Annotated in this window: 17 protein-coding genes; 9 read left to right on the plus strand and 8 right to left on the minus strand. The window is 59.3% G+C overall.

Translation table 11 applies throughout. The features are described from left to right. The first annotated feature begins 58 nt into the window (after positions 1 to 58). Entirely contained in the window at positions 59 to 1,237 is a 1,179-nt protein-coding gene (gene prpF, locus KQ940_RS14270) for a 2-methylaconitate cis-trans isomerase PrpF (protein WP_217414381.1), read from the plus strand. Between the two features lie 249 nt (positions 1,238 to 1,486). Next, the gene (locus tag KQ940_RS14275; RefSeq protein WP_217414382.1) at positions 1,487 to 2,872 is read left to right on the plus strand and encodes a diguanylate cyclase domain-containing protein; all 1,386 of its coding nucleotides are present in this window, start codon (positions 1,487 to 1,489) and stop codon (positions 2,870 to 2,872) included. Between the two features lie 240 nt (positions 2,873 to 3,112). Here KQ940_RS14275 and KQ940_RS14280 read toward each other — a convergent pair whose 3' ends face one another. Together KQ940_RS14280 and KQ940_RS14285 are read right to left on the minus strand one after the other, a co-directional pair. Beyond that, entirely contained in the window at positions 3,113 to 4,015 is a 903-nt protein-coding gene (locus KQ940_RS14280) for a DMT family transporter (protein ID WP_217414383.1), read from the minus strand. Positions 4,016 to 4,109: 94 nt separating this feature from the next. Continuing rightward, a complete protein-coding gene (locus KQ940_RS14285) occupies positions 4,110 to 5,177 on the minus strand; it encodes a 3-deoxy-7-phosphoheptulonate synthase (RefSeq protein WP_217414385.1) in 1,068 nt (355 codons plus the stop codon). Between the two features lie 268 nt (positions 5,178 to 5,445). Here KQ940_RS14285 and dsbD point away from each other — a divergent pair, with 268 nt between their 5' ends. Beyond that, positions 5,446 to 7,356: a protein-disulfide reductase DsbD gene (dsbD, locus tag KQ940_RS14290; RefSeq protein ID WP_246590072.1), complete on the plus strand. Its 1,911-nt coding sequence runs from the start codon at positions 5,446 to 5,448 to the stop codon at positions 7,354 to 7,356. Here dsbD and KQ940_RS14295 read toward each other — a convergent pair whose 3' ends face one another. Beyond that, positions 7,357 to 8,073 carry a response regulator transcription factor gene (locus KQ940_RS14295; protein ID WP_217414418.1) on the minus strand — a complete coding sequence of 239 codons (717 nt, stop codon included), beginning with the start codon at positions 8,071 to 8,073 and terminating at the stop codon, positions 7,357 to 7,359. It lies immediately after the preceding gene. A gap of 10 nt (positions 8,074 to 8,083) precedes the next feature. After that, a complete protein-coding gene (locus KQ940_RS14300; RefSeq protein WP_217414387.1) occupies positions 8,084 to 10,951 on the minus strand; it encodes a cache domain-containing protein in 2,868 nt (955 codons plus the stop codon). Between the two features lie 229 nt (positions 10,952 to 11,180). On the opposite strand from KQ940_RS14300, the gene KQ940_RS14305 reads away from it, so the two are divergent. Beyond that, positions 11,181 to 12,809 (plus strand): acyl-CoA synthetase, encoded by a 1,629-nt coding sequence (locus tag KQ940_RS14305; protein WP_217414389.1) that lies wholly within the window; start codon positions 11,181 to 11,183, stop codon positions 12,807 to 12,809. A 216-nt stretch (positions 12,810 to 13,025) separates the two neighbouring features. Then, entirely contained in the window at positions 13,026 to 14,438 is a 1,413-nt protein-coding gene (locus KQ940_RS14310) for a xanthine/uracil/vitamin C permease (RefSeq protein ID WP_246590073.1), read from the plus strand. A gap of 50 nt (positions 14,439 to 14,488) precedes the next feature. Here KQ940_RS14310 and KQ940_RS14315 read toward each other — a convergent pair whose 3' ends face one another. The 3 genes from KQ940_RS14315 to ppsR all read right to left on the minus strand — a co-directional run bounded on the left by KQ940_RS14315 (position 14,489) and on the right by ppsR (position 16,558). Next, positions 14,489 to 15,034: a hydrolase gene (locus KQ940_RS14315; protein WP_217414391.1), complete on the minus strand. Its 546-nt coding sequence runs from the start codon at positions 15,032 to 15,034 to the stop codon at positions 14,489 to 14,491. 9 nt (positions 15,035 to 15,043) lie between these two features. Further along, the gene (locus KQ940_RS14320; RefSeq protein ID WP_217414392.1) at positions 15,044 to 15,607 is read right to left on the minus strand and encodes a DUF2889 domain-containing protein; all 564 of its coding nucleotides are present in this window, start codon (positions 15,605 to 15,607) and stop codon (positions 15,044 to 15,046) included. Positions 15,608 to 15,739: 132 nt separating this feature from the next. Continuing rightward, positions 15,740 to 16,558, minus strand: coding sequence for a posphoenolpyruvate synthetase regulatory kinase/phosphorylase PpsR (ppsR, locus tag KQ940_RS14325; RefSeq protein ID WP_217414393.1), 819 nt, complete (start codon positions 16,556 to 16,558; stop codon positions 15,740 to 15,742). 231 nt (positions 16,559 to 16,789) lie between these two features. Between ppsR and ppsA the strand changes: the two genes are divergently transcribed. The 4 genes from ppsA to KQ940_RS14345 all read left to right on the plus strand — a co-directional run bounded on the left by ppsA (position 16,790) and on the right by KQ940_RS14345 (position 21,701). Beyond that, complete coding sequence (ppsA, locus tag KQ940_RS14330; protein WP_425515642.1) at positions 16,790 to 19,123, plus strand: phosphoenolpyruvate synthase; 2,334 nt, start codon at positions 16,790 to 16,792, stop codon at positions 19,121 to 19,123. A 131-nt stretch (positions 19,124 to 19,254) separates the two neighbouring features. Further along, on the plus strand, positions 19,255 to 19,578 hold the full coding sequence (locus KQ940_RS14335) for a 2Fe-2S iron-sulfur cluster-binding protein (protein WP_217414395.1): 324 nt from the start codon (positions 19,255 to 19,257) through the stop codon (positions 19,576 to 19,578). Beyond that, positions 19,575 to 20,795, plus strand: a complete 1,221-nt coding sequence (locus KQ940_RS14340; RefSeq protein WP_217414396.1) for an NAD(P)/FAD-dependent oxidoreductase — start codon at positions 19,575 to 19,577, stop codon at positions 20,793 to 20,795. The genes KQ940_RS14335 and KQ940_RS14340 overlap by 4 nt, the downstream gene beginning before the upstream one ends. A 75-nt stretch (positions 20,796 to 20,870) precedes the next feature. After that, positions 20,871 to 21,701: a CvfB family protein gene (locus KQ940_RS14345; protein WP_217414398.1), complete on the plus strand. Its 831-nt coding sequence runs from the start codon at positions 20,871 to 20,873 to the stop codon at positions 21,699 to 21,701. Here KQ940_RS14345 and KQ940_RS14350 read toward each other — a convergent pair whose 3' ends face one another. Then, positions 21,702 to 23,099, minus strand: coding sequence for an integron integrase (locus KQ940_RS14350; RefSeq protein WP_217414400.1), 1,398 nt, complete (start codon positions 23,097 to 23,099; stop codon positions 21,702 to 21,704). Between the last annotated feature and the right edge of the window lie 196 nt (positions 23,100 to 23,295).

Consider the following 23,295-nt stretch of genomic DNA (forward strand, 5'->3'; position numbering starts at 1 on the left):
CGCCCCAGCGTCGAGCGGGCGCTGGGGGCACTCAGTTTAATAGAAAGGTAAAGTGCAAATGGCTCAGGTACCTCAAATCAAAATTCCGGCGACCTATATCCGCGGCGGCACCTCCAAGGGGGTGTTTTTCCGTCGCCAGGACCTGCCGCCTGTGGCGCAGGAGCCGGGTGAAGCGCGCGACAAGATCCTGCTGCGTGTGATCGGCAGTCCCGATCCCTACGGACAGCAGATAGACGGTATGGGTGGTGCAACCTCCAGTACCTCCAAGACGGTGATCCTGGACAAGAGCAGTCAGCCGGACCACGACGTGGACTACCTGTTCGGCCAGGTGGCGATCAACAAGGCGTTTGTCGACTGGTCCGGCAACTGCGGCAACCTGACCGCCGCCGTCGGTGCCTTTGCCATCGCCTCCGGTTTTGTCGATCCCGAGCGGATTCCGGACAACGGTATCTGCACGGTGCGCATCTGGCAGAAGAACATTCAGAAAACCATTATCGCTCATGTGCCGATCACCAATGGTGAGGTGCAGGAGACCGGTGACTTCGAACTGGATGGTGTCACCTTTCCGGCGGCGGAGGTGGTGATCGAGTTCATGGACCCGGCCGACGGCGAGGGTTCCATGTTCCCCACCGGCAATCTGGTGGATGACCTGGAGGTGCCGGGTATCGGCACCTTCAAGGCGACCATGATCAATGCCGGCATCCCGACCATCTTCCTTAATGCCGCCGATATCGGTTACACCGGTACCGAGTTGCAGAAGGATATCAACTCCGATGCCGAAGCGCTGGCGCGCTTTGAAACCATGCGTGCCTATGGCGCGGTGAAGATGGGCTTGATCTCCGATATCGCCGAGGCGGCCGCCCGCCAGCATACGCCGAAGATCGCGTTTGTGGCGCCGGCTACTGCCTATGAAGCGTCGAGCGGCAAGCAGATCGCTGCCGGTGATATCGATGTGTGCGTACGCGCCTTGTCAATGGGTAAGCTGCACCACGCGATGATGGGTACCGCCTCGGTAGCGATCGCGACGGCGGCGGCAGTGCCTGGAACGCTGGTCAATCTGGCCGCGGGCGGCGGTGAGCGTGATGCGGTTACCTTCGGACACCCCTCTGGGACCCTGCGCGTCGGCGCGGCAGCCGAAGTGGTAAATGGCGAGTGGACAGCGACCAAGGCGGTGATGAGCCGCAGTGCCCGCGTTTTGATGGAGGGGTGGGTGCGTATCCCGGGAGATGCGTTCTAGCCTTAAATGCCCTCCTGGCATGGAGGGAGGTGGATGATGAATCCACCCTCGCCGATTTTGGGGAGGTGCCGTTTTGATACGGTTTACCCCAGGCGCCGGAGGGTCCCTGTCAGCTCTGCCGGCTAGCTTCCAGCCCGCATTCGCGGGCTTTTTTATTTTAGAGATAAAGGATAAGGGTTAATATAGTAGCCAGGTCGTTACAGTTGTTGGATCTGCGGACGCATCCGCTGGATCGGGAGTAGATTGCCGTTGAATTTAAACCAGAGAAAACGTCATCTTATCCCTTATGTCGCCATCGCCATCTTGTTTCTCGTCGGTGTGGCGATTACTGAAGCCCTGCAGAAAGTTGTTGCCGACCGCACCTTCCAGTTACAACGAACCGAGGCTCTCGGTGTCATCTCTCAGCTGCGTGCGCAGCTTGAATCCGAAATCAACAGCGTGCTCTATCTCAGCAGTGGCTTGATCAGTTACGTCACCGTACAGCCGCAAACCGACCAGGCTCAGTGGAATGCGCTGGCGGCCGAGATCATGCGTGGCACCGCGCATGTGCGCAATATCGGCCTGGCGCCCGATAATGTGATCCGCTTTGTTTATCCGCTGTATGGTAATGAGGCGGCGCTGGGTCTGGATTATGAGAAGAACGTCCAGCAGTGGCCTGCAGTCAAGCAGGCGATCGATAGGGGTGGGATGGTGCTTGCCGGCCCGCTGAAACTGGTGCAGGGCGGACTGGGTCTTATCGCGCGTACTCCTATCTTCACGCATGGAGGGGAATTGGAGGCATCGCGTTACTGGGGGTTGGCATCGGTGGTGATCGATGCCGAGTCGATGTTCAGATCGGCCGGTATCCGGGAGCAGGTATCCGGATATCGTATCGCAATCAAAGGCCGCGATGGCCTGGGTGAGCAGGGCGAGATGGTATATGGCACACAAGAGGTGTTTGCCCAGAGTATCGCCAAGATGAAGATCTTTTTTCCGAACGGTCACTGGGTCATTGCAGCACTACCCGATGCGGCGGGCGGATCATTCTGGCTGGGGCCTCAGCTGGCGCGTGTGGTGGGATATGGTTTTCTCTCCGTGCTGTTGCTTCTGCTCGTGATCCTGGTCCGGCTCTACCATGCCAGTCAGGGGGAGGCGATGCACGACCACCTGACCGGCCTGCCCAATCGGCGGTTGATGATCGAGCGACTGACCCAGCTGGCTGCGCTGAGCGAGAGGGCCGAGTTTAGTTTTGCACTCTATTTCGTCGATCTTAATGGTTTTAAGGCGATCAATGACAGTTTTGGCCACGTCACAGGGGATGCGGTCTTGATCGAAGTTGGCAAGCGCTTGACGCATACCGTTCGCTCATCCGATACGGTGGCAAGAACCGGCGGCGATGAGTTTATGGTGCTGCAGCCGGGCGTGAAGTCGGCCGTTTCAGCGCAGGCCGTGGTCGAAAAAATAGAGGCCGCACTTCGGGAGCCCTTTCAATATCAGTACGTGTCGATCGATCTCTCGGCGGCGATCGGTGTGGCGATCTATCCCAAGGACACGGCGACTATCGACAAGCTGATCATGGTCGCGGATGACCGGATGTACGAGCGCAAGGCAGAGATGAAAGCAGCGGGATCGGTCAGCGGGAGCCTGGTTGACTGAAGCGGTGCGACCGTTCGGGCAAAAAAATGCCGCACAATGTGGTGTGCGGCAATACGATAACTAGAGATAAACGCAAGGAAAAGCAAAAAAACCGAAAGTGGCGCGGGACAACGTCCTGACATCCCCGTGTGTACCCCAACAACAACGACAGGATGCACGCCCCTTCCGAATAGCTGTTATCCTAAGGTCGAATGGTGCGGGCGACAAATGATGCTTTATTTGAGATTTGTTGAAAAAAACTCACTCTATTCCGACGGGTTCCGCACGCCCTGAACGGGTCCGCCTCTGCTGTCGTAGCGACAGAATCGCATTAAGTGCTATCGCCCCTACAATCAACGTGCCGCCCAACAGGGTGGGCGCGGGTAGCGCTTCATCCAGTGCCCACCATACCCAGACCGGACCGAGCACGGTTTCGATCAACAGGAACAGACTCACCTCTGCGGATGGCAGGTGGCGAGTCGAGCTGAATATCAACAGTGAGGCCAGCGGCATCTGAATCAGGCCCATCAGCGCCAGCCAAGTGTAACTGGCAGCGTCCAGTGAGAAGGGGCTGGCGAAGGGGAGGCAGATCAGTGCCGTCACCAGTCCGGAACCGGCGACCAGCGGCAGGCGCGGCAGCTCTGGCATCCTGCGCAAAAGGGTCAGTGCCATAGCCATCACCACTGCAAGCAGCAGCGCAAGCAGATCGCCCAGTTGGCCCGGTTGTCCCAGCGATGAATAGAAGACGCAAAGCACCCCCACTATTGCCACCAGTATGGCGATCAGTGTGCGCCTGGAGGTCTGTTCGCGAAACAGTAGCCAGGATATGGCGGCAGCGAATAGCGGTGAGCTGGCCAGGATCACAACGGTGTTGGCAACCTGGGTGTGGCTGACGGAGAGCACGAATAACGCCGAGCTCAAGCCATACAGCAGAGTGGCCACCAAGGCGCCGATCCAGAGCCCGCGTGTGTCGGGCCAGCGGATATGCCGACGGCGTAAAACACAGATAAAACCGGCCGAGAGCAGTACCAGCGTACCGCGCCAGACGCCGACATCGGTGCCATCGGCATTTGCGAGGCGGATCAGAAGGGCATCGAAGCTGAGAACAAGAACCCCAATGGTAGCCAGTAACATGCCTTGCTGGCGGCTGGTGGAGGCGGTCATGGTCGTTTCCAAAAGATGTTGAGGTGCCGATTGTGCGGGGAGGTGCAACGGCTGCAGGAGGGTGGAGGCTGCGGTGTTGCAGCCTCCACTGCTGTTAACGCTTGGGCAGAACGTCCGCGAGCTTGTGGCTCATCTCGCGCAGACTGGTTTCCGTGGCTTTCCAGTCGATGCAGGCGTCGGTCACGGAGACGCCGTATTTCAGGTCTTCCAGCTTCTCCGGAATCGACTGGTTGCCCCACTCCAGGTTGCTCTCGATCATCAGGCCGATGATAGAGCGGTTGCCCTCCAGGATCTGGTTGGCGGCATTTTCTGCCACCAGCGGCTGCAGTCCGGGATCCTTGTTGGAGTTGGCGTGACTGCAGTCGATCATGATGTTCTGGCTAAGCTTGGCTTTCTCCAGTGCCTGCTCACACAACTTGACGCTGACGGAGTCGTAGTTGGGCTTGCCGTTGCCGCCACGCAGCACAACATGGCCATACTGGTTGCCACGGGTACGCACGATCGACACCTGGCCTTCAGCGTTGATGCCGAGAAAACTGTGCGGATGGGAGACCGATTTCATGGCGTTGATCGCCACATCGAGACCGCCGTCGGTACCGTTCTTGAAGCCGACCGCGCAGGAGAGGCCAGAGGACATCTCGCGGTGGGTCTGTGACTCGGTGGTACGGGCGCCGATCGCTGACCAGCTGATCAGGTCCTGGATATACTGCGGCGAGATCGGGTCGAGCGCTTCGGTGGCCAGTGGCAGGCCGAGCTCGGACAGGTCGATCAGCAGCTTGCGTGCGATGTGCAGCCCCTCTTCGATATCGAACGAGTCGTTCATGTGCGGATCGTTGATCAGGCCTTTCCAGCCCACGGTAGTGCGGGGCTTCTCAAAATAGACGCGCATCACCAGATAAAGCGTATCTTTGACCTCATCCGCCAGTGTCTTGAGGCGACGGCCATACTCCAACGCTGCTTCCGGGTCGTGGATCGAGCAAGGACCGACCACCACCAGTAGGCGTTTGTCGTTGCGATCGAGAATATCGCGGATCACCTGTCGGCCGTTCATCACCACTTCGGCAGCCTTGTCGGAGATCGGCAGTCTTTCCTTCAGCTGATCCGGGGTTACCAGTGCCGTGTTCGTTTCGATATTGAGGTCTTCTACGCGTTTATCTGTCATGTTCCTGTCCTGACGGCAATAAGGTAGGGCGTCTACACACACCACGGTCGATCTTTTTACCATATCCGCGGCGCTATTACAGGCCTCCATCGGTCTAATCCCGGTGGTCAACGCCGATCGAAAGCGAAAACCTGCTCTGCGGCAATCTGCCTCACTGCCGCGCAGGTTGTTCGGTGGTACACTGCAACCGTGGCACAGTCGCCGAACCCGCCTCGGTTTGCGGGGTCATACAGTCATCTCCAACGTCAGGCGAAAGAAGGAAATCCGTTTGTATTCGTTGTTATCGCTGTTATCCAACGCGCGTTCACTCACCTCCCGATTGCTGGGCTTGGTTGCGTTCGGCCTGACCTTTCTATATTCAGTATCGGCGGTGGCGGGTCTGTTCGATTCGATCGCCGGCGATAATGCTCAACCGCTCCCGGTTAACGAAGCCTATGTACTGCGCCTTGAAAGCGCGGCCCCCGGACAGGTGGACCTGGTCTGGCAGATTGAGCCCGACTACTACCTGTATCAGGACAAGGTGGTGGTTACGCCGGGAGAGGGGGTGGCGATAGTCGACCGCCGTGATGCCCCTGCGAAGCCCAAGGATGACCCCCTGTTCGGTCGGGTTCAGGTGTATTACGACGAGGCGCGTGTCAGTTTGTTGCTGGGCTCCACCGGGGGCGCGGAGCAGGGCGAGTTGACCGTCACCTACCAGGGTTGCTGGGAGGGCGGTATCTGTTACCCGCCGGTGACGGAAAAAGTCGATCTGGTCGATCTGGTGGCGGCTGCCGGTTTGAGCTGGCCGGGTGAGGGGCCGCAGAGTAGCGCAGCCGCGGCTTCGCCGGTAGCCCCGGTTGGCGTCATTCCCGACCTTCCTGCCAGTGAACAGGATCGTTTCGCGGGTCTGCTCACCGGGGCCTCGCTGGCAGCTGTCCTCGGGGCCTTCTTCCTGGCGGGGCTGGCGCTGTCGCTGACCCCCTGCGTGTTCCCGATGATCCCGATCCTGTCTGGTGTGATCGTCGGCCATGGCCACAAGATGACCACGCTGCACGCTTTTCTGCTGTCGCTGGTCTATGTGCTGGCGATGGCGCTGACCTATACCGTCGCAGGTGTGGTGATAGGGCTGTTCGGTGCCAATGTCCAGGTGGCACTGCAGAACCCCTGGGTGATCTCGGCTTTCGCACTGCTGTTCGTACTGCTGGCCTGCTCCATGTTCGGGTTCTACGAACTGCAGATGCCGAAGTGGTTGCAGAGTCGGGTCAGCGAAGTCAGTTCGCATCAGAAGAGCGGGTCGGTGCTTGGGGTGGCGATCATGGGCTTTCTGTCGGCACTGATCGTCGGGCCCTGTATGGCGGCACCGTTGGCCGGCGCCCTGATCTATATCGGTCAGTCGGGCGACCCGGTTTTGGGCGGCGCGGCGCTCTTCGTCATGTCGCTCGGCATGGGCGTACCGCTGTTGCTGGTGGGCGCGTCCGCCGGGAAGCTTCTGCCCAGGGCGGGCCGCTGGATGGAGGGGGTCAAGGCCGCATTCGGTGTCGTTCTGCTGCTGATGGCGGTATGGATGCTGGACCGAATCCTGCCGGTGGAAGCGACCATGGCGATGAGCGGTATCATTCTGATCGTCAGTGCTGTTTACCTCAACGTGTTCGAGCGACTGGGTGAGCATACCGGCGGCTGGCATCGGCTCTGGAAAGGGCTGGGGATGATCCTGCTGGTGTACGGTGCGGCGCTGCTGATCGGCTTGCTGTCCGGCGGCCGAAGCCTGATCTATCCGCTGCAGGGGCTGGCGGGAGCCCAGGCCGTGCAGTACGGTTCCGTCGCCAGCGGCGTAAAGGCGCAGCTGCCGTTCACCAAGGTGACCAGTATGGCTCAGCTCAACCCGCTGCTTAAGCAGGCGGCAGAGGTCGGGCAACCTGTGATGCTGGATTTCTATGCCGATTGGTGCGTCAGCTGCGTGGAGCTGGAGTATGTCACCTTTGCCGACACCGAGGTTCAGCGCCGGTTGGCGGGGGTCAAGCTGATCAAGGTTGATGTGACCGCCAACGACGATGACGCCAAGGCGCTGAATCAGCGCTATCAGGTGTTTGGCCCGCCGGTGCTGTTTTTTATTGATGCGTCGGGTCAGCCGCGGCCGGATATGACCATCGTCGGATTCGTCGAACCGAGCGAATTTCTGACCCGAATAGCGACGCTCTGATCAGCCGTTGTTCCACTCCACCTCGGCAGTCAGGATGTAACCGGCGCCATAGACGGTCTTGATGATCGTCGGGTGGCGCGGGTCCTGTTCAATCTTCTTGCGGATTCTCGACATGCGGACGTCGATACTGCGGTCGAACGGATCGGCATACCCCTGCAGCAGCTGGTCCCTTGACAGAATCTGCCGTGCCGAGCGCAGCAGCAGCGTGAGCAGGGCGGCTTCAGCGGCGGACAGGATCTCGCTCTTGCCGCGTTCAGGGTGATTGAGTGTCAAGGTGCCGGGATCGAACGACCAGCCGGCAAAGCTGGCCTTGCGCGATTTATCGCTACGGCTGGCCGCTGTCTCGATATGCTCCAGGCGACGAAACAGGCTGTTGACCCTGGCCACCAGTTCGCGCGGGTCGAACGGCTTGATCAGGTAGTCATCGGCGCCGAACTCCAGGCCCAGTACTCGGTCGCTGGTGCTGTCGCGACCGGAGATGATGATTACCCCCATGCCCAGAGAGTCGCACAGCTCTCGCACGATCGAGATACCGTCCATGTCGGGCAGGCCAAGATCGATGATGCAGAGATCCGGTTTGCGCCGATTCAGTGCGTGGGTCGCCTGCGCGCCGGTCTGAAAGCTGCGCGTGTCGTAACCGTGTCGATGCAGTTCGGTCGAGATCAGATCACAGATGTCGGCTTCATCATCGATTATATAGATCAGTTTTTTCTGCACCTTGGACTCTCTATCTCTCTTGTTCTTGTGTGAGGGGGTTACGCGCTTCGCCTCCCTGCAGGGCCCTGCCCAGCTGATCCCGGGTAAAGGGCTTGCGCAGCAGCGGCAGCAGTCGGCAATCACTGGGGCGTTCATCGTGCCGCGATGCAAAGCCGCTGATCAGCACCACCGCCGATTGCGGATGATGCTGACGCATGCGGCGGGCTACATCGTAACCGTTGATGCCACCCGGCATCACGATATCGCTGACCAGGCCGTTCAGTTCCGGCAGGCTGTCGATCAGCTCACAGGCCTCCCTGGGCTCACGGCTCTCGATCACCTGGTAGCCGAGGTCGGACAGCTGGTTGCGCACGACCTCCCGCAGGTCATCCTCGTCGTCCAGCAGCAATATCAAGCCTCTCTCGGCGCTGGTATCGCTGTCGCCTGTTCCGATAGCCCTGGATTCCGGCACCCGGCGATCCGCCGGTAGCAGAATGGTGACACAGGCACCACCACCGGTATGGTTGGAGAGAGCGATATAGCCGTTACTCTGTTTGACGAAGCCGTACACCATACTCAGCCCCAGGCCGGAGGAGTTTTCCACTTTGCGGGTGGTAAAAAACGGCTCGAAGGCGCGCTCCATACCCTCCTGACTGAAACCGCAGCCGGTATCGCAGACCGAGATCTCGACATAGTCGCCGAGTGCCACCTGCTCGTCGAGCAGCAGGGTTTGGCTGACGCTGCGATTGCTGATATGGATGCGCAGCTCGCCGCCTTCAGGCATTACGGTACGGGCATTGAAAGCGAGGTTGACCAGTGCGTCCTCCAGCTGACCTGGGTCGGCCAGGGGTTGCCATAAATCGTCATCCATCACCAGCGTCTGGGTAATGTTGGTCGGTAGCGAACTGCCGATCAGCGCCAGGCAGTCGCCCATCAATGCGTTCAGGTCGATGCGGCTGGGGGAGAGCGGCTGGCGCCGGGCAAAGGCCAGCAGGCGTTGGGTGATATCGGCGCCGCGACGGGTGGCACGGATCGCCGGCTCGATATGACGCAGCAGCTCTTTCGGCGTCGCCGGGTTGTCCTGGATGGCCAGCAAGTTACCTTGAAGTATCGAAAGCAAGTTATTGAAATCATGAGATAAACCGCCCGCTATCTGGCCCACCGTGTGCATCCGTTGAGCCGCCTGCAGGCGGCGTTCACCCTCGCGTTCGGCGGTGATATCGAGGGACAGGTTGATCAGGCCCAGCACGCGTCCGGGTTCGGGTTCGAACGGCATCAGCGTGCGCTTGGTGATACTGGTCTTGCCGTCGATCTCCAGTGGATACTCGAAAGTACTCGACGTACCTTCAAGCGCCCGCTCCACCTGCGGGTGGATATCCTCATACATCTTCGGGCCGACGATCTCGCGCAGATGGCGTCCGATCACCTCTGGCTTGGACAGCCCGAAGGCGCTGGCATAGCCCTCGTTCACGAACACATAACGCTGCTGGTTATCGACATAGGCGATCTGAGCAGGCAGGGCGTCCAGAATCAGACGCTGGCGCTCTTCGACCAGCTTCAGGTTGCGGCTTGCCGCGCTGATCTCCTCCATCGCCTGGTGCAGCTGCTGGTTGCGGTGGTCCAGCTCCAGCGTGCGCTCATTGACCTTGTCATCCAGCAGGGCGATGTTCTGACGCAGGCGATCCACCATCCGGTCGAAGGCGCCGGCGAGTACGCCTATCTCATCGTCGCGTCGGATCTGAGTCGTTGCCTCCAGTTCGCCGGCACTGATGCGAACGGCGGTTTCGGAGAGCTTTCGAATCGGGCGCGTGACCATGTTGACGAACACAAAGGCGAGGATGCTGGCGGCCAGCAGCGCGACAGTGGCGATGATCAGGATCCGATCGGCCAGTACTTCTGAGCTGGCTTGCAGCTCCTCCAGATAGATGGTTGAACCGATATACCAGTCGAACCCCGGCAGGTAGCGCACCAGAGAGACTTTCTCGTAAACATAGTTGCCGGGATCGGTGGGTCTGTCCCACTTGTAGTAGAGCTCCTTGCCGGTATCGGCAACGGAGATCAGGTCCTGCATGATGGTGTTGCCGGTGACGGGGTTTTTCAGGGTATGGAAGATCGATCCGTCGATGTTCCGGTTGGGGTGTACCAGCATGCGGCCGCTGCTGTCGAAGATAAACAGATAGCCGGTTTTGGCGATCTTGATCTCGGCAAAGGCTTCACGCAATTCGGCGAGCGCTGCCTCCCGGCGGGCAGCCACCTCCGCATCGACATCGTCGATGTAGACACCGGCGCCGATCACGAAGTGCCACTCGGGGAAGTGCTTCACATAGGAGAACTTCTCCTGCTTTTGCTTTTCGTTGAGTCGGCTCCAGCGGTACTTGTAGAAACCCTCGCCGTCGGCGAGGGCAGCATCGATCACCGGCGGGATGATCAGTTGGCCATTTTCGTCGACCAGTTCGTAGGTGCTGCGCCCCTGATAGGCGGGGTCGGGGTGGGATACCAGGGTGAACGAGTCGTCCACTATCCAGACATAGTCGCCTTCGCCATAGGTCAGGGTGCGCAGTTGCTGGAAGATGTAGCGGCGGGCCTCTTCGTCGCTCATGCCGCTATTGCGCGCCAGTTCGTACTGCCTGGCGAAGAAAAATGCCGCCGAGTCGACCACCGCGCGCAACCGCTGGCGATGGGATTCGAGTACCTGCTCCTGGTACTCCCGGGAGCTGGAGTGCATCTTGGCGGCCAGCTCAAACACGTTGTTCAGCGCGATGTGGTTGGCGTTGCGCTCGATCTCGAACACCTTGCTCTTGATCAGCGGCACGGAGTAAAGATAGAACGCCGCGATAATCGCCGCGATGATGGCGAAAATGACCAGTAGAAAACGTTGTGTCAGATTTGACTTGAGCACGTGGGCATCCGAGGCGGTTATTGTCGTTGCCCAGGATTCGAGGTCGCCCTGAGCTTTTATCTGCCTGATTCCGCCATATTAACGCACTTTGCCGCAAGGCAAAGCGGGACGTTACATTTCGTAAGATTTGCGAAAAAGTGTCGAAAAACTCCTGCCCTAGAGTCCAGCCTATCGACCCCTCCCTCCATTCGGTATGTCGCCGGAGATAACAATAACGAGGTTATAGGATATGCCTGCAACACCCATGAGTATCTTCGATCAGCAACTTGACCAGAACAGCGCAAACTATGCCACGCTCACGCCGGTCAGTTTTCTGGAGCGCTCGGCACAGGTTTACCCCAAGCGCACGGCGATCGTACACGGCACATTGAGGCGCAGTTGGCTGGAGACCTGGCAGCGCTGTCGTCGCATGGCCAGCGCGTTGCAGGGACTGGGCATTAAGGCAGGGGAGACGGTGTCGATCATCGCGCCCAACATTCCCGAGCATTACGAAGCGCACTTCGCGGTACCGATGAGCGGTGCGGTGTTGAACAGCATCAACACCCGGCTCGATCCCGAGGCGGTGGCGTTTATCATGGAGCATGCGGAAACCCGAGTGCTGCTGGTCGACCGCGAGTTCTCCACTGTGGTATCGCGGGCGTTGAAACTGATGCCGCGCAAGCCGATCGTGATCGATATCGACGACCCCCAGTATGAGGGCGGCGAGTTGATCGGCCAGATGAGCTACGAGGCGTTGCTGGCGAAGGGTGATGAGCAGTTCACCTACACACCGCCCGATGACGAGTGGCGCGCGATCTCGCTCAACTACACCTCCGGTACCACCGGCAACCCCAAGGGCGTGGTCTATCACCATCGCGGCGCCTACCTGAATGCACTGAGCAATATAGTGTCCTGGGGGATGACCGAGAAGCCGGTTTACCTCTGGACCCTGCCGATGTTCCACTGCAACGGCTGGTGTTTCCCCTGGGCGCTGGCCGCCGTCAGCGGTACCAACGTCTGTCTGCGCCAGGTCCGGGTCGAGCCGATCTTCGAGCTGATCCGCAATGAGCGCGTCGACCACTTCTGTGGTGCACCGATCGTCCTCAATATGCTCAACGGCGGTCCGCAGGAGCTCAAGGTCGGCATCGACCATAAGGTAAAGGTGATGACCGCCGGTGCAGCGCCGCCGGCATCGGTGATCGAGGGGATGGAGGAGCTCGGATTCTCCGTGACCCACGTCTACGGCCTGACCGAAACCTACGGCCCCAGCGTGGTCTGCGCCTGGAAGGGGGAGTGGGATGAGCTCAGCCTGACCGAACGTGCACGACTGAAGTCCCGTCAGGGGGTCAAAGCGCCGATGTTGGATGGGCTAATGGTCGCCGACCCGGTGACGCTTGAGCCGGTTCCGGCGGATGGCGTCACCATCGGCGAGATCATGATGCGCGGCAACCTGGTGATGAGCGGTTATCTGAAAAACCCCAGTGCCAGCCAGGAGGCGTTCGAGGGCGGCTGGTTCCACTCCGGCGACCTGGCGGTCTGCCACCCCGATCATTACATCGAGATCAAGGATCGCTCGAAAGACGTGATCATCTCCGGCGGTGAGAATATCTCCAGTATCGAGGTGGAGGATATTCTCTACCGCCATCCGAAGGTGCGCGAAGCTGCCGTGGTGGCGCGACCGGACGAGAAGTGGGGCGAGACCCCCTGTGCCTTTATCGATGCCAGCGGTGAGGTGACGGCGGAGGAGATCATCGAGTTCTGTCGTGCGAACATGGCGCACTTCAAGGTGCCGAAGACGGTGATCTTCGGCGAGCTGCCCAAGACCTCGACCGGCAAAATCCAGAAATTCATGCTCAGAAACCGCACCAAAGAGCTTTGATACCCGGACACTCATGGTGACGCCAAGGCACCCCATTCCTGGCTATTTCGGGCGCGTTTATCGCGCCCTTTTTTTGCCTCGTTAGAGCAACAATTCGTTGCGTTTGCGAAAAACTGTCGACGTATTCGCAGGTTCTACTAGTGCAGTACAGCCCGGAATTGAACACCGAGTCCCTGGCTTCCCCGCAATAGCACGCACTGGAATAAGGAAACCCTGATGTCGATCGTCAACCGAAAGCACGGCGCCGAGCAGCCCTACTGGCCGCTGGGGCCTTTTAAACTGCGCCTTCCGCTTATTCATTATCGCCTGGAGATGCCGGAGATGATCCAGGGGCTGATCATGTTTGTGGTTGGCCTGGCGATGATACCGCTACTGGAAAACTACCTGGGCATGCCCTACGAGGCAGCTCTGGCGTTCACCTTCGTTGCCGGTCTCGGCTATATCCTGCCGGCGCTGCTCGGTGTTCCGCTGGTGCCGGGCTGGATCACCCCGGCGATACCGGTGGTGCTGCTCTACCTCAAGGGCTTCGAACCGGGACCCGAGGCGATCAAGGCGATGTTCGCGCTGCAGCTGGAGGTGACGTTGATCTTTCTGTTCCTGGGTATTACCCGGCTGGGCTCGAAGCTGGTGGATCTGATCCCCAATTCGCTGAAGGCGGGGATCATCATCGGCGCCGGCATCGCGGCACTGATGGGCGAGCTGAAAACCGGTGGCCGGATCGACTCTACCCCGATCTCGCTGCTGCTCGGTGCGATCATCTCGGCGTATATTCTGTTCTCGCTGTCGTTCAAGAACGTGGTCACTGCCAGCCCGCTGGCCAAGCGGATCGCCAATTTCGGTATGGTGCCGGGCATGATCATCGCCATGCTGATCGGCTGGGGCAGCGGTGAGTACGCGACGCCCGATATCCAGTGGGGGATCACCCAGCCCGACTTCGCGCTGATGTGGCAGTACCTGACCTTTACCGTCGGCTTCCCCGGTTGGGACGTGTTCCTGCTGGCGATACCGACAGCGGTGATCGCCTACGTGATCGCGTTTGGCGATATCATTGTCGGCTTCACCCTGGTCAAGCGTATCGATCATCTGCGCGAGGATGAGAAGATCGACGGCAGTGTCGACCGCGTTCACCTGGTGACCGCCTTGCGCAACCTGCTGCACGCCTTCCTGGCGCCCTGGCCCGGACTGGCAGGTCCGTTGTGGACCGCTGCACACGCGACGGTAGCCGAGCGTTACGCCATGGGGCGCAAGGCGATGGACTCGATCTACAGTGGCGGCGGCACCTTCTGGATCACCGGCTTCGTCGCACTGTTTATCCTGCCGCTGGTGACGCTGTTCAAGCCGGTACTGCCGATCGCGCTGTCGCTGACGCTGATCCTGACCGCCTATATCTGCATCATGGTCGGTATGGAGCAACTGAAAAACCCCACCGAGCGTGGTGTGGCGGGAATCGTGGCAGTGACCTTGGCGATGCCGGATCCCAAGTCGACCGTGTATGCGGTGGTGATCGGTCTGGTGCTCTATTTCCTGATCGAGCGACCGAAGCTGTTCGGCAAGCATGCGCCGGAGGATGAGGTGATCTTTGCCGATGGAGCTCAGGCCGATAACAAGGAGCGCGCCGAGATCTCCTGACACCCCTCTATGCAGGACAGGGCCCGCACTTGCTGCGGGCCTTGCTGTTCTTAACGCAGGAATTCGCGACTGATTTCACGGAACCGGTCGTTACCGGCCTTGCGCAGCCACTCGAAGGCGACCATCTCGCGGGTGACGATCTGCACACCGTTCTGTCTGAGTCGTTCGATACCGGCGGCCTTGTTGGCCGGCGCACGCGAGCCGACACAGTCCTCGACCACGAACACCTCCCGTGCCTGCTGTTTCAGCTCCAGCGCGGTTTGCAGCACGCAGACATGGGTTTCCATGCCGGCGATGATCACCTGTCCCATTTTCAGTTTTTCGATTGCCGCGGCGCAGGCGGGTTCCGATGCGCAGGAGAACGCCTGTTTGGTGTAGATCTGCTCTTCAGGCAAGCGCTGGCGCAGCACCTCAACCGTCGGCCCCAGCCCCTGCGGGTACTGCTCGGTGGCGAGCACCGGAATGTGCAGTCGATTGGCAACGTCGGTCAACCAGCAGCAGTTGTCGACCAACTGCTGGCTGTTGTCGATGGCCGGTGCCAGTCGTTCCTGGATATCGACCAGCAGGAGCAGCGAGCGGTCCGGGTGTATCAGCATGGCCTATCCTCAATCGTCGCTATCGTTATGGGGCTTATAGTGCTTGGGCCAAAAGCCTTTCACCACATCGGAATCCTCGGCGAACGCGTGGCAGCTGTTCAGCAAGGGGGGCGGTGTCGAGCCGGTATGCCAGTCCTCCAGGTATTCGCGCTCCTGGTGCGTCGCCTGGAATGCGGTGGTCGCCAGGGGCCCCAGCAGCTCAAGCAGGTGGGTGCAGCCCTGAGTGCCGGAGAACAGTTCGCGGGTCTTGCGGGTAAAGCCGGGGGCGATCTGCAGTCCTTTCAGCAGCTTGTAACGATCGGCAATGTTGGGGCACATCCTGAACGGGGTGTGATCCATGACCGCCTCCGCCTCGAGGATGTTGAGATCGAGGTCGACGGTGATGCGGATCGCCATCTCATGCAGCGGTGCACCCGCCGGCAGAAGGCCGCCCTCATGCATATCCATGTTGAACGATTTTGTATCCAGCAGATAGGCCTCGATATCCCAGAGACCGTCCGTGCGTTTGTATCCGCGGCAGCTGACTTGGCGCGTATGCGACAGCTGGCGCTCAACCGGTTCGGACAGGGGCATGGTTACTCCTGTTAACTGTTGTGAAACCTCGGATTATGCCAGATAGCGCCGTATCAGGTGCGTATCGGTTGGCATCAATATGGGAACAGTATAAATGCCAGAGACAACAATCGACTGAAACCGCCACGTTAATCAGTTGAGGCGGCGGATCAGGCCGGTATGGGCAATGATGCGGGTGGAGATCTCCTCGATGGAGAAATTGGTGGTATTGATGAACGGCAGGTCTGCCTGCTGGAACAGCCGCTCGACCGTGCGTACCTCAAAATCGCACTGATCCAGTGAGGCGTAGCGGCTGTTGGGGCGGCGCTCATGGCGGATTGCCGCCAGTTGGAACGGATCGATGGTCAGCCCGTACAGCTTGTGCCGATAACGCTGCAGCACCTCAGGCAGCCGGGGCGACTCCATATCCTCGTCGGTAAGCGGGTAGTTCGCCGCACGCACGCCGAACTGCAGCGCCATATAGAGGCAGGTAGGCGTTTTGCCGCAGCGTGAGACCCCGACCAGGATGATATCGGCGCGGTCGTACTGCTGGGTGCGGGCACCGTCATCGTTATCCAGTGCGAAGTTGACCGAATCGATCCTGTCCTTGTAGCGGTTCATCTCGATGATGCCGTGTGACTTGCCGACGGTATAGGAGGAGTGGGTTTTCAGCTCCTTCTCCAGCGGCTTGAGGAAGGTCGAGAACACGTCGATCTTGAAGCCGTTGCTGCTGGCCAGCAGTTCCCGAATATCTTCATCGACGATGGTGTCCAGCACGATCGCCGGTTCGCCATCCTCTATAGAGGCAGCGTTGATTCGCTCGACTGTGGCCTGAGCCTTTTCCACGGTATCGATGTAGGGCAGGGTGATCTTGTTGAACTTGATCCCCTCGAACTGGGAGAGCAGGCTGTTGCCCAGGGTTTCAGCGGTGATGCCGGTGCCGTCAGAGATAAAAAAGGCGGTTCGTTTCATATCGCGGGAACTCAAAATCCGTCTAATCCCGTTTCGCACTGTACGGGTATTTTGGCAGCAGAATCGCCGATTTTTGTAAAAAAATTACATTTATTTCCAACCGGCGATTTTTGTTTTCAGCTGGAGTATCATCCCTGCCTTCACACAAAATAACAATAACTATTCAGGTAGACGTCCAACTCAGGAGAAACGGCTTTGCGGCAATATGTACTGCGCCTGGATCAGTCAGGCATGGGGGATGTAGACAAGGTTGGCGGTAAGAATGCTTCCCTTGGAGAGATGATCAGTCAGCTGAGCGACGCGGGTGTACGCGTTCCGGGCGGTTTCGCAACCACCGCCGAAGCTTACCGTGAGTTTCTTGACCATGGCGGACTTGCAGGCAAGATCAACGCGGCGCTAGATGCCCTGGATGCTGAAGATACTCGGGCGCTGATCGAGACCGGCAGCCAGATCCGCAAGTGGATCATGGAAGCGGAGTTCCAGCCCGAACTCGACGCGCAGATCGAAAAAGCCTGGGCCGAGATGTCCGCCGGCAACCCTGATATGGCCGTGGCCGTGCGCTCCTCCGCAACCGCCGAGGACCTGCCGGATGCCTCCTTTGCCGGCCAGCAGGAGACCTTCCTGAATATTCGCGGCCTGGATAACATCAAGCATGCGATCAAGGAGGTGTTTGCCTCCCTGTATAACGACCGCGCCATCTCCTACCGCGTACATAAAGGCTTCACCCACGCCGAAGTGGCGCTGTCTGCCGGTATTCAGCAGATGGTGCGCAGCGAAACCGGCGCCTCCGGGGTCATGTTCACCCTCGATACCGAATCCGGTTTCCAGCATGTTGTGTTCATCACCGCCGCCTATGGTCTGGGTGAAACCGTGGTGCAGGGTGCGGTGAACCCGGACGAATTCTACGTATACAAACCGACCCTGGCTCAGGGTATACCGGCGATTCTGCGCCGTACCCTGGGTTCCAAGGCGATCAAGATGGTCTACACCGACGAAGGCAGCGCCGGGCGTGCCGTGGAAACCGTCGATGTACCGATGAGCGAGCGTCAGCGCTTCTGTATCTCCGATGCCGACGTGGAGCAGCTCGCCCGCATCGCCGTGATCATCGAGAAACATTATGGCCGCCCGATGGATATCGAGTGGGCGAAGGATGGTGACGACGGCCAGCTTTACGTGGTCCAGGCGCGTCCTGAAACCGTACGCAGCCAGGGCAGCGCCACCGTGATCGAGCGCTACCTGCTGAAAGAGAAGGGCAAGGTGCTGGTCGAAGGCCGCTCCATCGGCCACCGCATCGGTTCCGGCCCGGTCCGTATCGTCAGCGGCCTGGAGGCGATGCATGAGGTTCAGCCCGGCGATGTGCTGGTCACCGACATGACCGACCCGGACTGGGAGCCGGTGATGAAGCGCGCCTCAGCGATCATCACCAACCGCGGCGGACGTACCTGTCATGCGGCGATCATCGCCCGTGAGCTGGGCATCCCGGCCATCGTTGGCTGTGGCGATGCCACCGAGCGTCTGAGCAACGGCCAGGAGGTCACTGTATCCTGCGCCGAGGGCGATACCGGCCGTGCCTACGAAGGTCTGCTGGCGTTCGAACACCAGACCAACAGCGTCGAGTCGATGCCGAACCTGCCGTTCCACGTGATGATGAACGTGGGCAACCCGGATCGCGCGTTCGACTTCCAGGCACTGCCCAACGCCGGTGTCGGCCTGGCACGTCTGGAGTTCATCATCAACCGCATGATCGGTGTGCATCCGAAAGCGCTGTTGAACTTCAATGAACAGCCGCGCGATGTGAAGCAGATCATTGAGCGCCGTATCGCCGGTTACGCCAGCCCGGTGGACTTCTATGTCGACAAGCTGGTCGAGGGTATCTCGACACTGGCCGCCGCCTTCTACCCGAAGAAGGTGATCGTGCGCATGTCCGACTTTAAGTCCAACGAGTATGGCCACCTGATCGGCGGCGACCGCTACGAGCCCAGCGAAGAGAACCCAATGCTCGGTTTCCGGGGTGCGGCGCGCTACATCTCCGATGACTTCCGCGATTGCTTCGAGCTTGAGTGCCGGGCGCTGAAGCGGGTGCGCGACGAGATGCGCCTGACCAACGTGGAGATCATGGTGCCGTTCGTGCGTACGCCGGGCGAAGCCAAACAGGTGGTGGACCTGCTGGCCGACAACGGCCTGCGTCGTGGCGAAAACGGCTTGCGCCTGATCATGATGTGCGAGATCCCGTCCAACGCGCTGCTGGCCGACCAGTTCCTGGAGCACTTTGACGGCTTCTCCATCGGCTCCAACGACCTGACCCAGCTTACCCTGGGGTTAGACCGCGACTCCGGCATCATCGCGCACCTGTTCGACGAGCGTAACGATGCAGTGAAGAAGTTGCTTGGTATGGCGATCGAAGCCTGCCGCAAGCAGGGCAAGTATATCGGCATCTGCGGGCAGGGCCCGTCCGATCACCCCGATCTGGCCCGCTGGCTGATGGAGCAGGGGATCTCCAGCGTCTCCCTGAACCCCGATTCGGTACTCGATACCTGGTTCTTCCTCGCTAACGAAACGCCCTGATTTCAAAGGGGCTTTTCAGTCGATCAGCCGGGCGAAAATGGACAGATACGCCCGGCTGACTCTATCTTCTTAAGTATGTCGTATCCGATAACGGCCTGTTCTGGCCGTTATCTGCTTTACAGGATAACGAGATGGTTAAGATCACCTACATAGAAGCGGACGGACGTAGCTACGAGATCGAAGCGCCGGAGGGTTGGAGCCTGATGGAGGCCGCCTTTCACAACGGTGTCGAAGGTATCGAAGCTGAATGTGGCGGTGCCTGCAACTGCGCCACCTGCCACGTCTACATCGACGAGAACTACCTCGACAAACTCCCGCCGATCGGCCCCACCGAGGAGGAGATGCTGGAATGCACTGCGGCCGAGCGCAGGCCGAACAGCCGACTCTCCTGCCAGATCGAACTGACCGCCGAACTTGACGGCATGGTGGTCGACCTTCCGGAAACCCAGATATGAGCGATGCCGGCATCGTGATTGTCGGCAGCGGTCATGCGGGGCTGTCCACCGCCGAAACTCTGCGCCGTCGCGGCTACCCGGGGCGGGTGCGGCTGGTCGGTGACGAAGCGGGACTGCCGTATCAACGTCCGCCGCTGTCCAAGCAGTTTCTCAAGGGCGAGTGGGATGAGACTCGCCTGATCCAGCGCAATGCCGAGTTTTACGTCAAGCACGATATCGAGCTGATCCAGGGGCATAGGGTGATCGGGGTGGATCCTGATCATTACAGCCTGGAGCTGGATTCCGGTGAGCAGCTGACTTGGGACAAACTGGTGCTGACTACCGGCTCCCGACTGAAAAGGTTGCCGGTGCCGGGTGAAGGTGCCGAAGGCGTCTATTATCTGAGAACACTGGCGCAGGCCAAAGCCCTGCGTGCCGCCTTGACCGATGTGACACGGGTTGTCGTGATCGGGGGCGGCTTTATCGGGCTGGAGGCCACTGCTGCCTTTGTCGACGCCGGTAAACAGGTCTGCGTGTTGAATGGTGCCGATACGCTGCTGCCGCGTGCCGCCAGCGCACTGGTTGCGCGTTATATGGCGAGCCTGCATCAAGCGCGGGGCGTGCAGATCGAAAACGGTATAGCTGTTGCAGCCATCAATGCGCATAACGGCCGTGTTCTCGACGTGGCGCTGCAAGATGGCCGTACCTTTCCCGCCGATATCGTGTTGGTGGGGATCGGTGTCGAACCCGATGCCACGCTCGCTGAGGCTGCAGGTCTTAAATGCAAAGATGGCGTGCTGATTGATGAGCTGTGTCGAACCTCCGCTCCCGACATCCTGGCCGCGGGGGATTGTGCTCGTTTTCGTCACCCGCTCTATCATCGCCTGGTACGGCTGGAATCGATTCAGAACGCAATCGAACAGGGCAAGCATGTCGCCGCGACCCTGCTGGGCGATAGCGAACCCTACGCTGCCGTACCCTGGTTCTGGAGCGATCAGTACGACACCAAACTGCAGATCGCGGGGCTGGCGGACGGCCATGATCTGGAAGTGATCCGGGGCGACGAGCAGGGCGGATCCTTCTCGGTGTTCTGCTATGCCCGGCGACGCCTGCTTGCGGTGGAGTCGATCAATGCGCCTGCCGACCATATGATCTCCCGGCGACTGATCCAGTCCGCTATATCACCGACGGCGGACGATGCCGCCAACCCCAACTTTAATCTGCGCGATCTGCTCTAAGCCTTAATGCCCGGTGATCCGGCGTGGTACAGTATCGCCCCTGAACCCAGCCCACCCGCACATAGAGATAAAGACGTGATCGAGATCGGAAAACTCAACAGGCTTAAAGTGATGCGTGAAGTCCCGTTCGGCGTCTATCTCGATGGCGGTGAGGCGGGCGGTGTACTGCTGCCCAAGCGGGAAGTGCCGGAGGGTTGCCGCATAGGCGATCGCCTGCAGGTGTTTGTCTATCTGGACTCGGACGACTTCCTCGTCGCCTCCACCGCTAAACCCAAGGCGATGGTGGGCGAGTTCGCCAACCTCAAGGTCACCGACGTGAACAAGGTCGGCGCCTTCCTCGATTGGGGCATGCCGAAGGAGCTGTTTCTGCCCTATGGCGAACAGCTGCGCCCGCTCAAGCCCGGCGACTGGTGTACCGTTTACCTCTATATCGACAACACCGACCGCATTGCGGCCTCGGCCAAGACCGACCGCTTCCTGGAGAAAAGCCCCACCGACCTGCAGGTCGGTCAGCTGGTCGAACTGCTGGTCCTGCGCCGCACCGATCTGGGCTACCCGGTGATCATCGATCACCGTTACCCGGGCCTGCTGCATCACCAGGATCTGTTCCGCGACGTGCGACCGGGCCAGAAACTGAGCGGCTTCATCAAGCAGGTGACACCCGAGGGCAAGATCGACGTTATGCTCGACAAACCTGGCTACGCCCGTGTCGACCCGCTGGCGCAGAAGATCCTCGACTACCTCGACGCCCACGGCGGCCATTGCCCGCTGGGCGACAAGAGCGACCCGGACGCCATCCGAGACGCCTTTGGCGTCAGCAAGAAGGCCTACAAGATGGCGCTGGGTTCACTGATGAAGGAGGGTAAGATCAGGCAGGACGAGCAGGGTATTCACCTGATCGGCTGACTAGAAATCCAGCGGACTCCGCACGCCTGCACCGCCACGGTTCAGTACATGGGTGTATATCATCGTGGTGGACACATCCGCGTGCCCCAGCAACTCCTGTACGGTACGGATATCGTATCCATTCTCGAGCAGATGGGTCGCAAACGAGTGGCGCAGTGTATGGCAGTTTATGCGCTTTGCTAAACCTGCTGCCCGTGACGCACTTTTTACCGCTTTTTGCAGGACAGACTCATGCATATGATGCCGTCGTACCTTCCCGCTACGAGGATCGACGGCCAATCGAGCACTCGGAAAGACATATTGCCACTCCCAACTGGCCGCAGCCTTCGCCCATTTACGCTCCAGCGCTTCCGGCAGCCACACCTCGCCATATCCCTGTTCAAGATCAACCCTATGTTGGAGGCGTACTTCTTCTAACTGATGGGTAAGCCGCTCTATCAATCGTTCAGGCAGAGGCGTAACTCTATCCTTGCCTCCTTTCGCATTACGCACATGAACCTGTCGATATCCAAAATCGAGATCTTTTACCCGGAGACGAATAACCTCCATTAGCCGCATGCCTGTTCCATACAACAAAGAAGCCATTAACTCATTGCGGCCATCCAACTGAGACAACAGCGCTTGAATCTCCCCTCGGGTCATCACCACCGGTAGCCGTCGTTGGCGTTTCGAATGGGCAAAATCCCCCAGCTCGCCAAGCTCACTCATGAAAACCTTTCTGAACAGAAATACCAATGCATTCAGCGCCTGATTTTGCGTACTGGCAGCGACGTTTCGCTCAAGCACCAGATAATCGAGAAAGCTTCTGACACTGCTCGCGGCCCTGGTATCAACCTTACGACTGGTACAATAGCTTACGTAGCGCTGTAGCCAGGCTGTGTAGCTCTGCTCGGTTTTATAGGCCAGCCCTTCGCGACGAACAGCGCGAACGTAGGCGTCGGACAAAGAGCGGGGCTTTGATTCAACACTATCAGCGTCCTCAGGTACCGCGATGTTGCTGGATGGCTCGATTACCGCATGGGTTATTGGCGTGTTATTCCGGCCGGTAGTCGGGTGATTATTCTCAAGGGCGACACCACCCGCTAACCAGAATTTCCAATCGACCTGGTCAATAGCGGGTGCCTGGGCAACCCGCATCAGAATACCCACGGCTTCGACACACTGCCTGAACTGCCAATCTGTGAGCGTGGTTTTGCGGCCTAGTTCGGATAACCACTCGGTTACTTCGCGCGCACCATGCTCGGAGATCGGGCGGCGCTGAACAGCCGAAAGGTATTCCTCAACGCGGCGCATGTACCAATGGGCATGCTGTTGCGATTTTGATAATGTATTGATTTTATTGATAATTGGCTGTAAAAGCTCGGAGGGGACAAGCGGAGAGGCCTGGTTGGGTACCATCAAACGAATCCTTTCGTTTATAGTGGGTTTATGAAAATGAAATTTAGCTAAGACAGCTCTTTTCTGTCAACTAGGCTAGAACGAACTATACGGCGTGCCGACTAGTAGTGGCCTACCCCGCATGCCGACTAATACACTGTTGAACTAAACCGCTTCGCGGTAGCTCTCCTCCGATCCGCCACCGCAGGTTGATCGT

The organism is Marinobacterium ramblicola (genome assembly GCF_019084545.1).
Taxonomy (GTDB): Bacteria; Pseudomonadota; Gammaproteobacteria; order Pseudomonadales; family Balneatricaceae; genus Marinobacterium_D; species Marinobacterium_D ramblicola.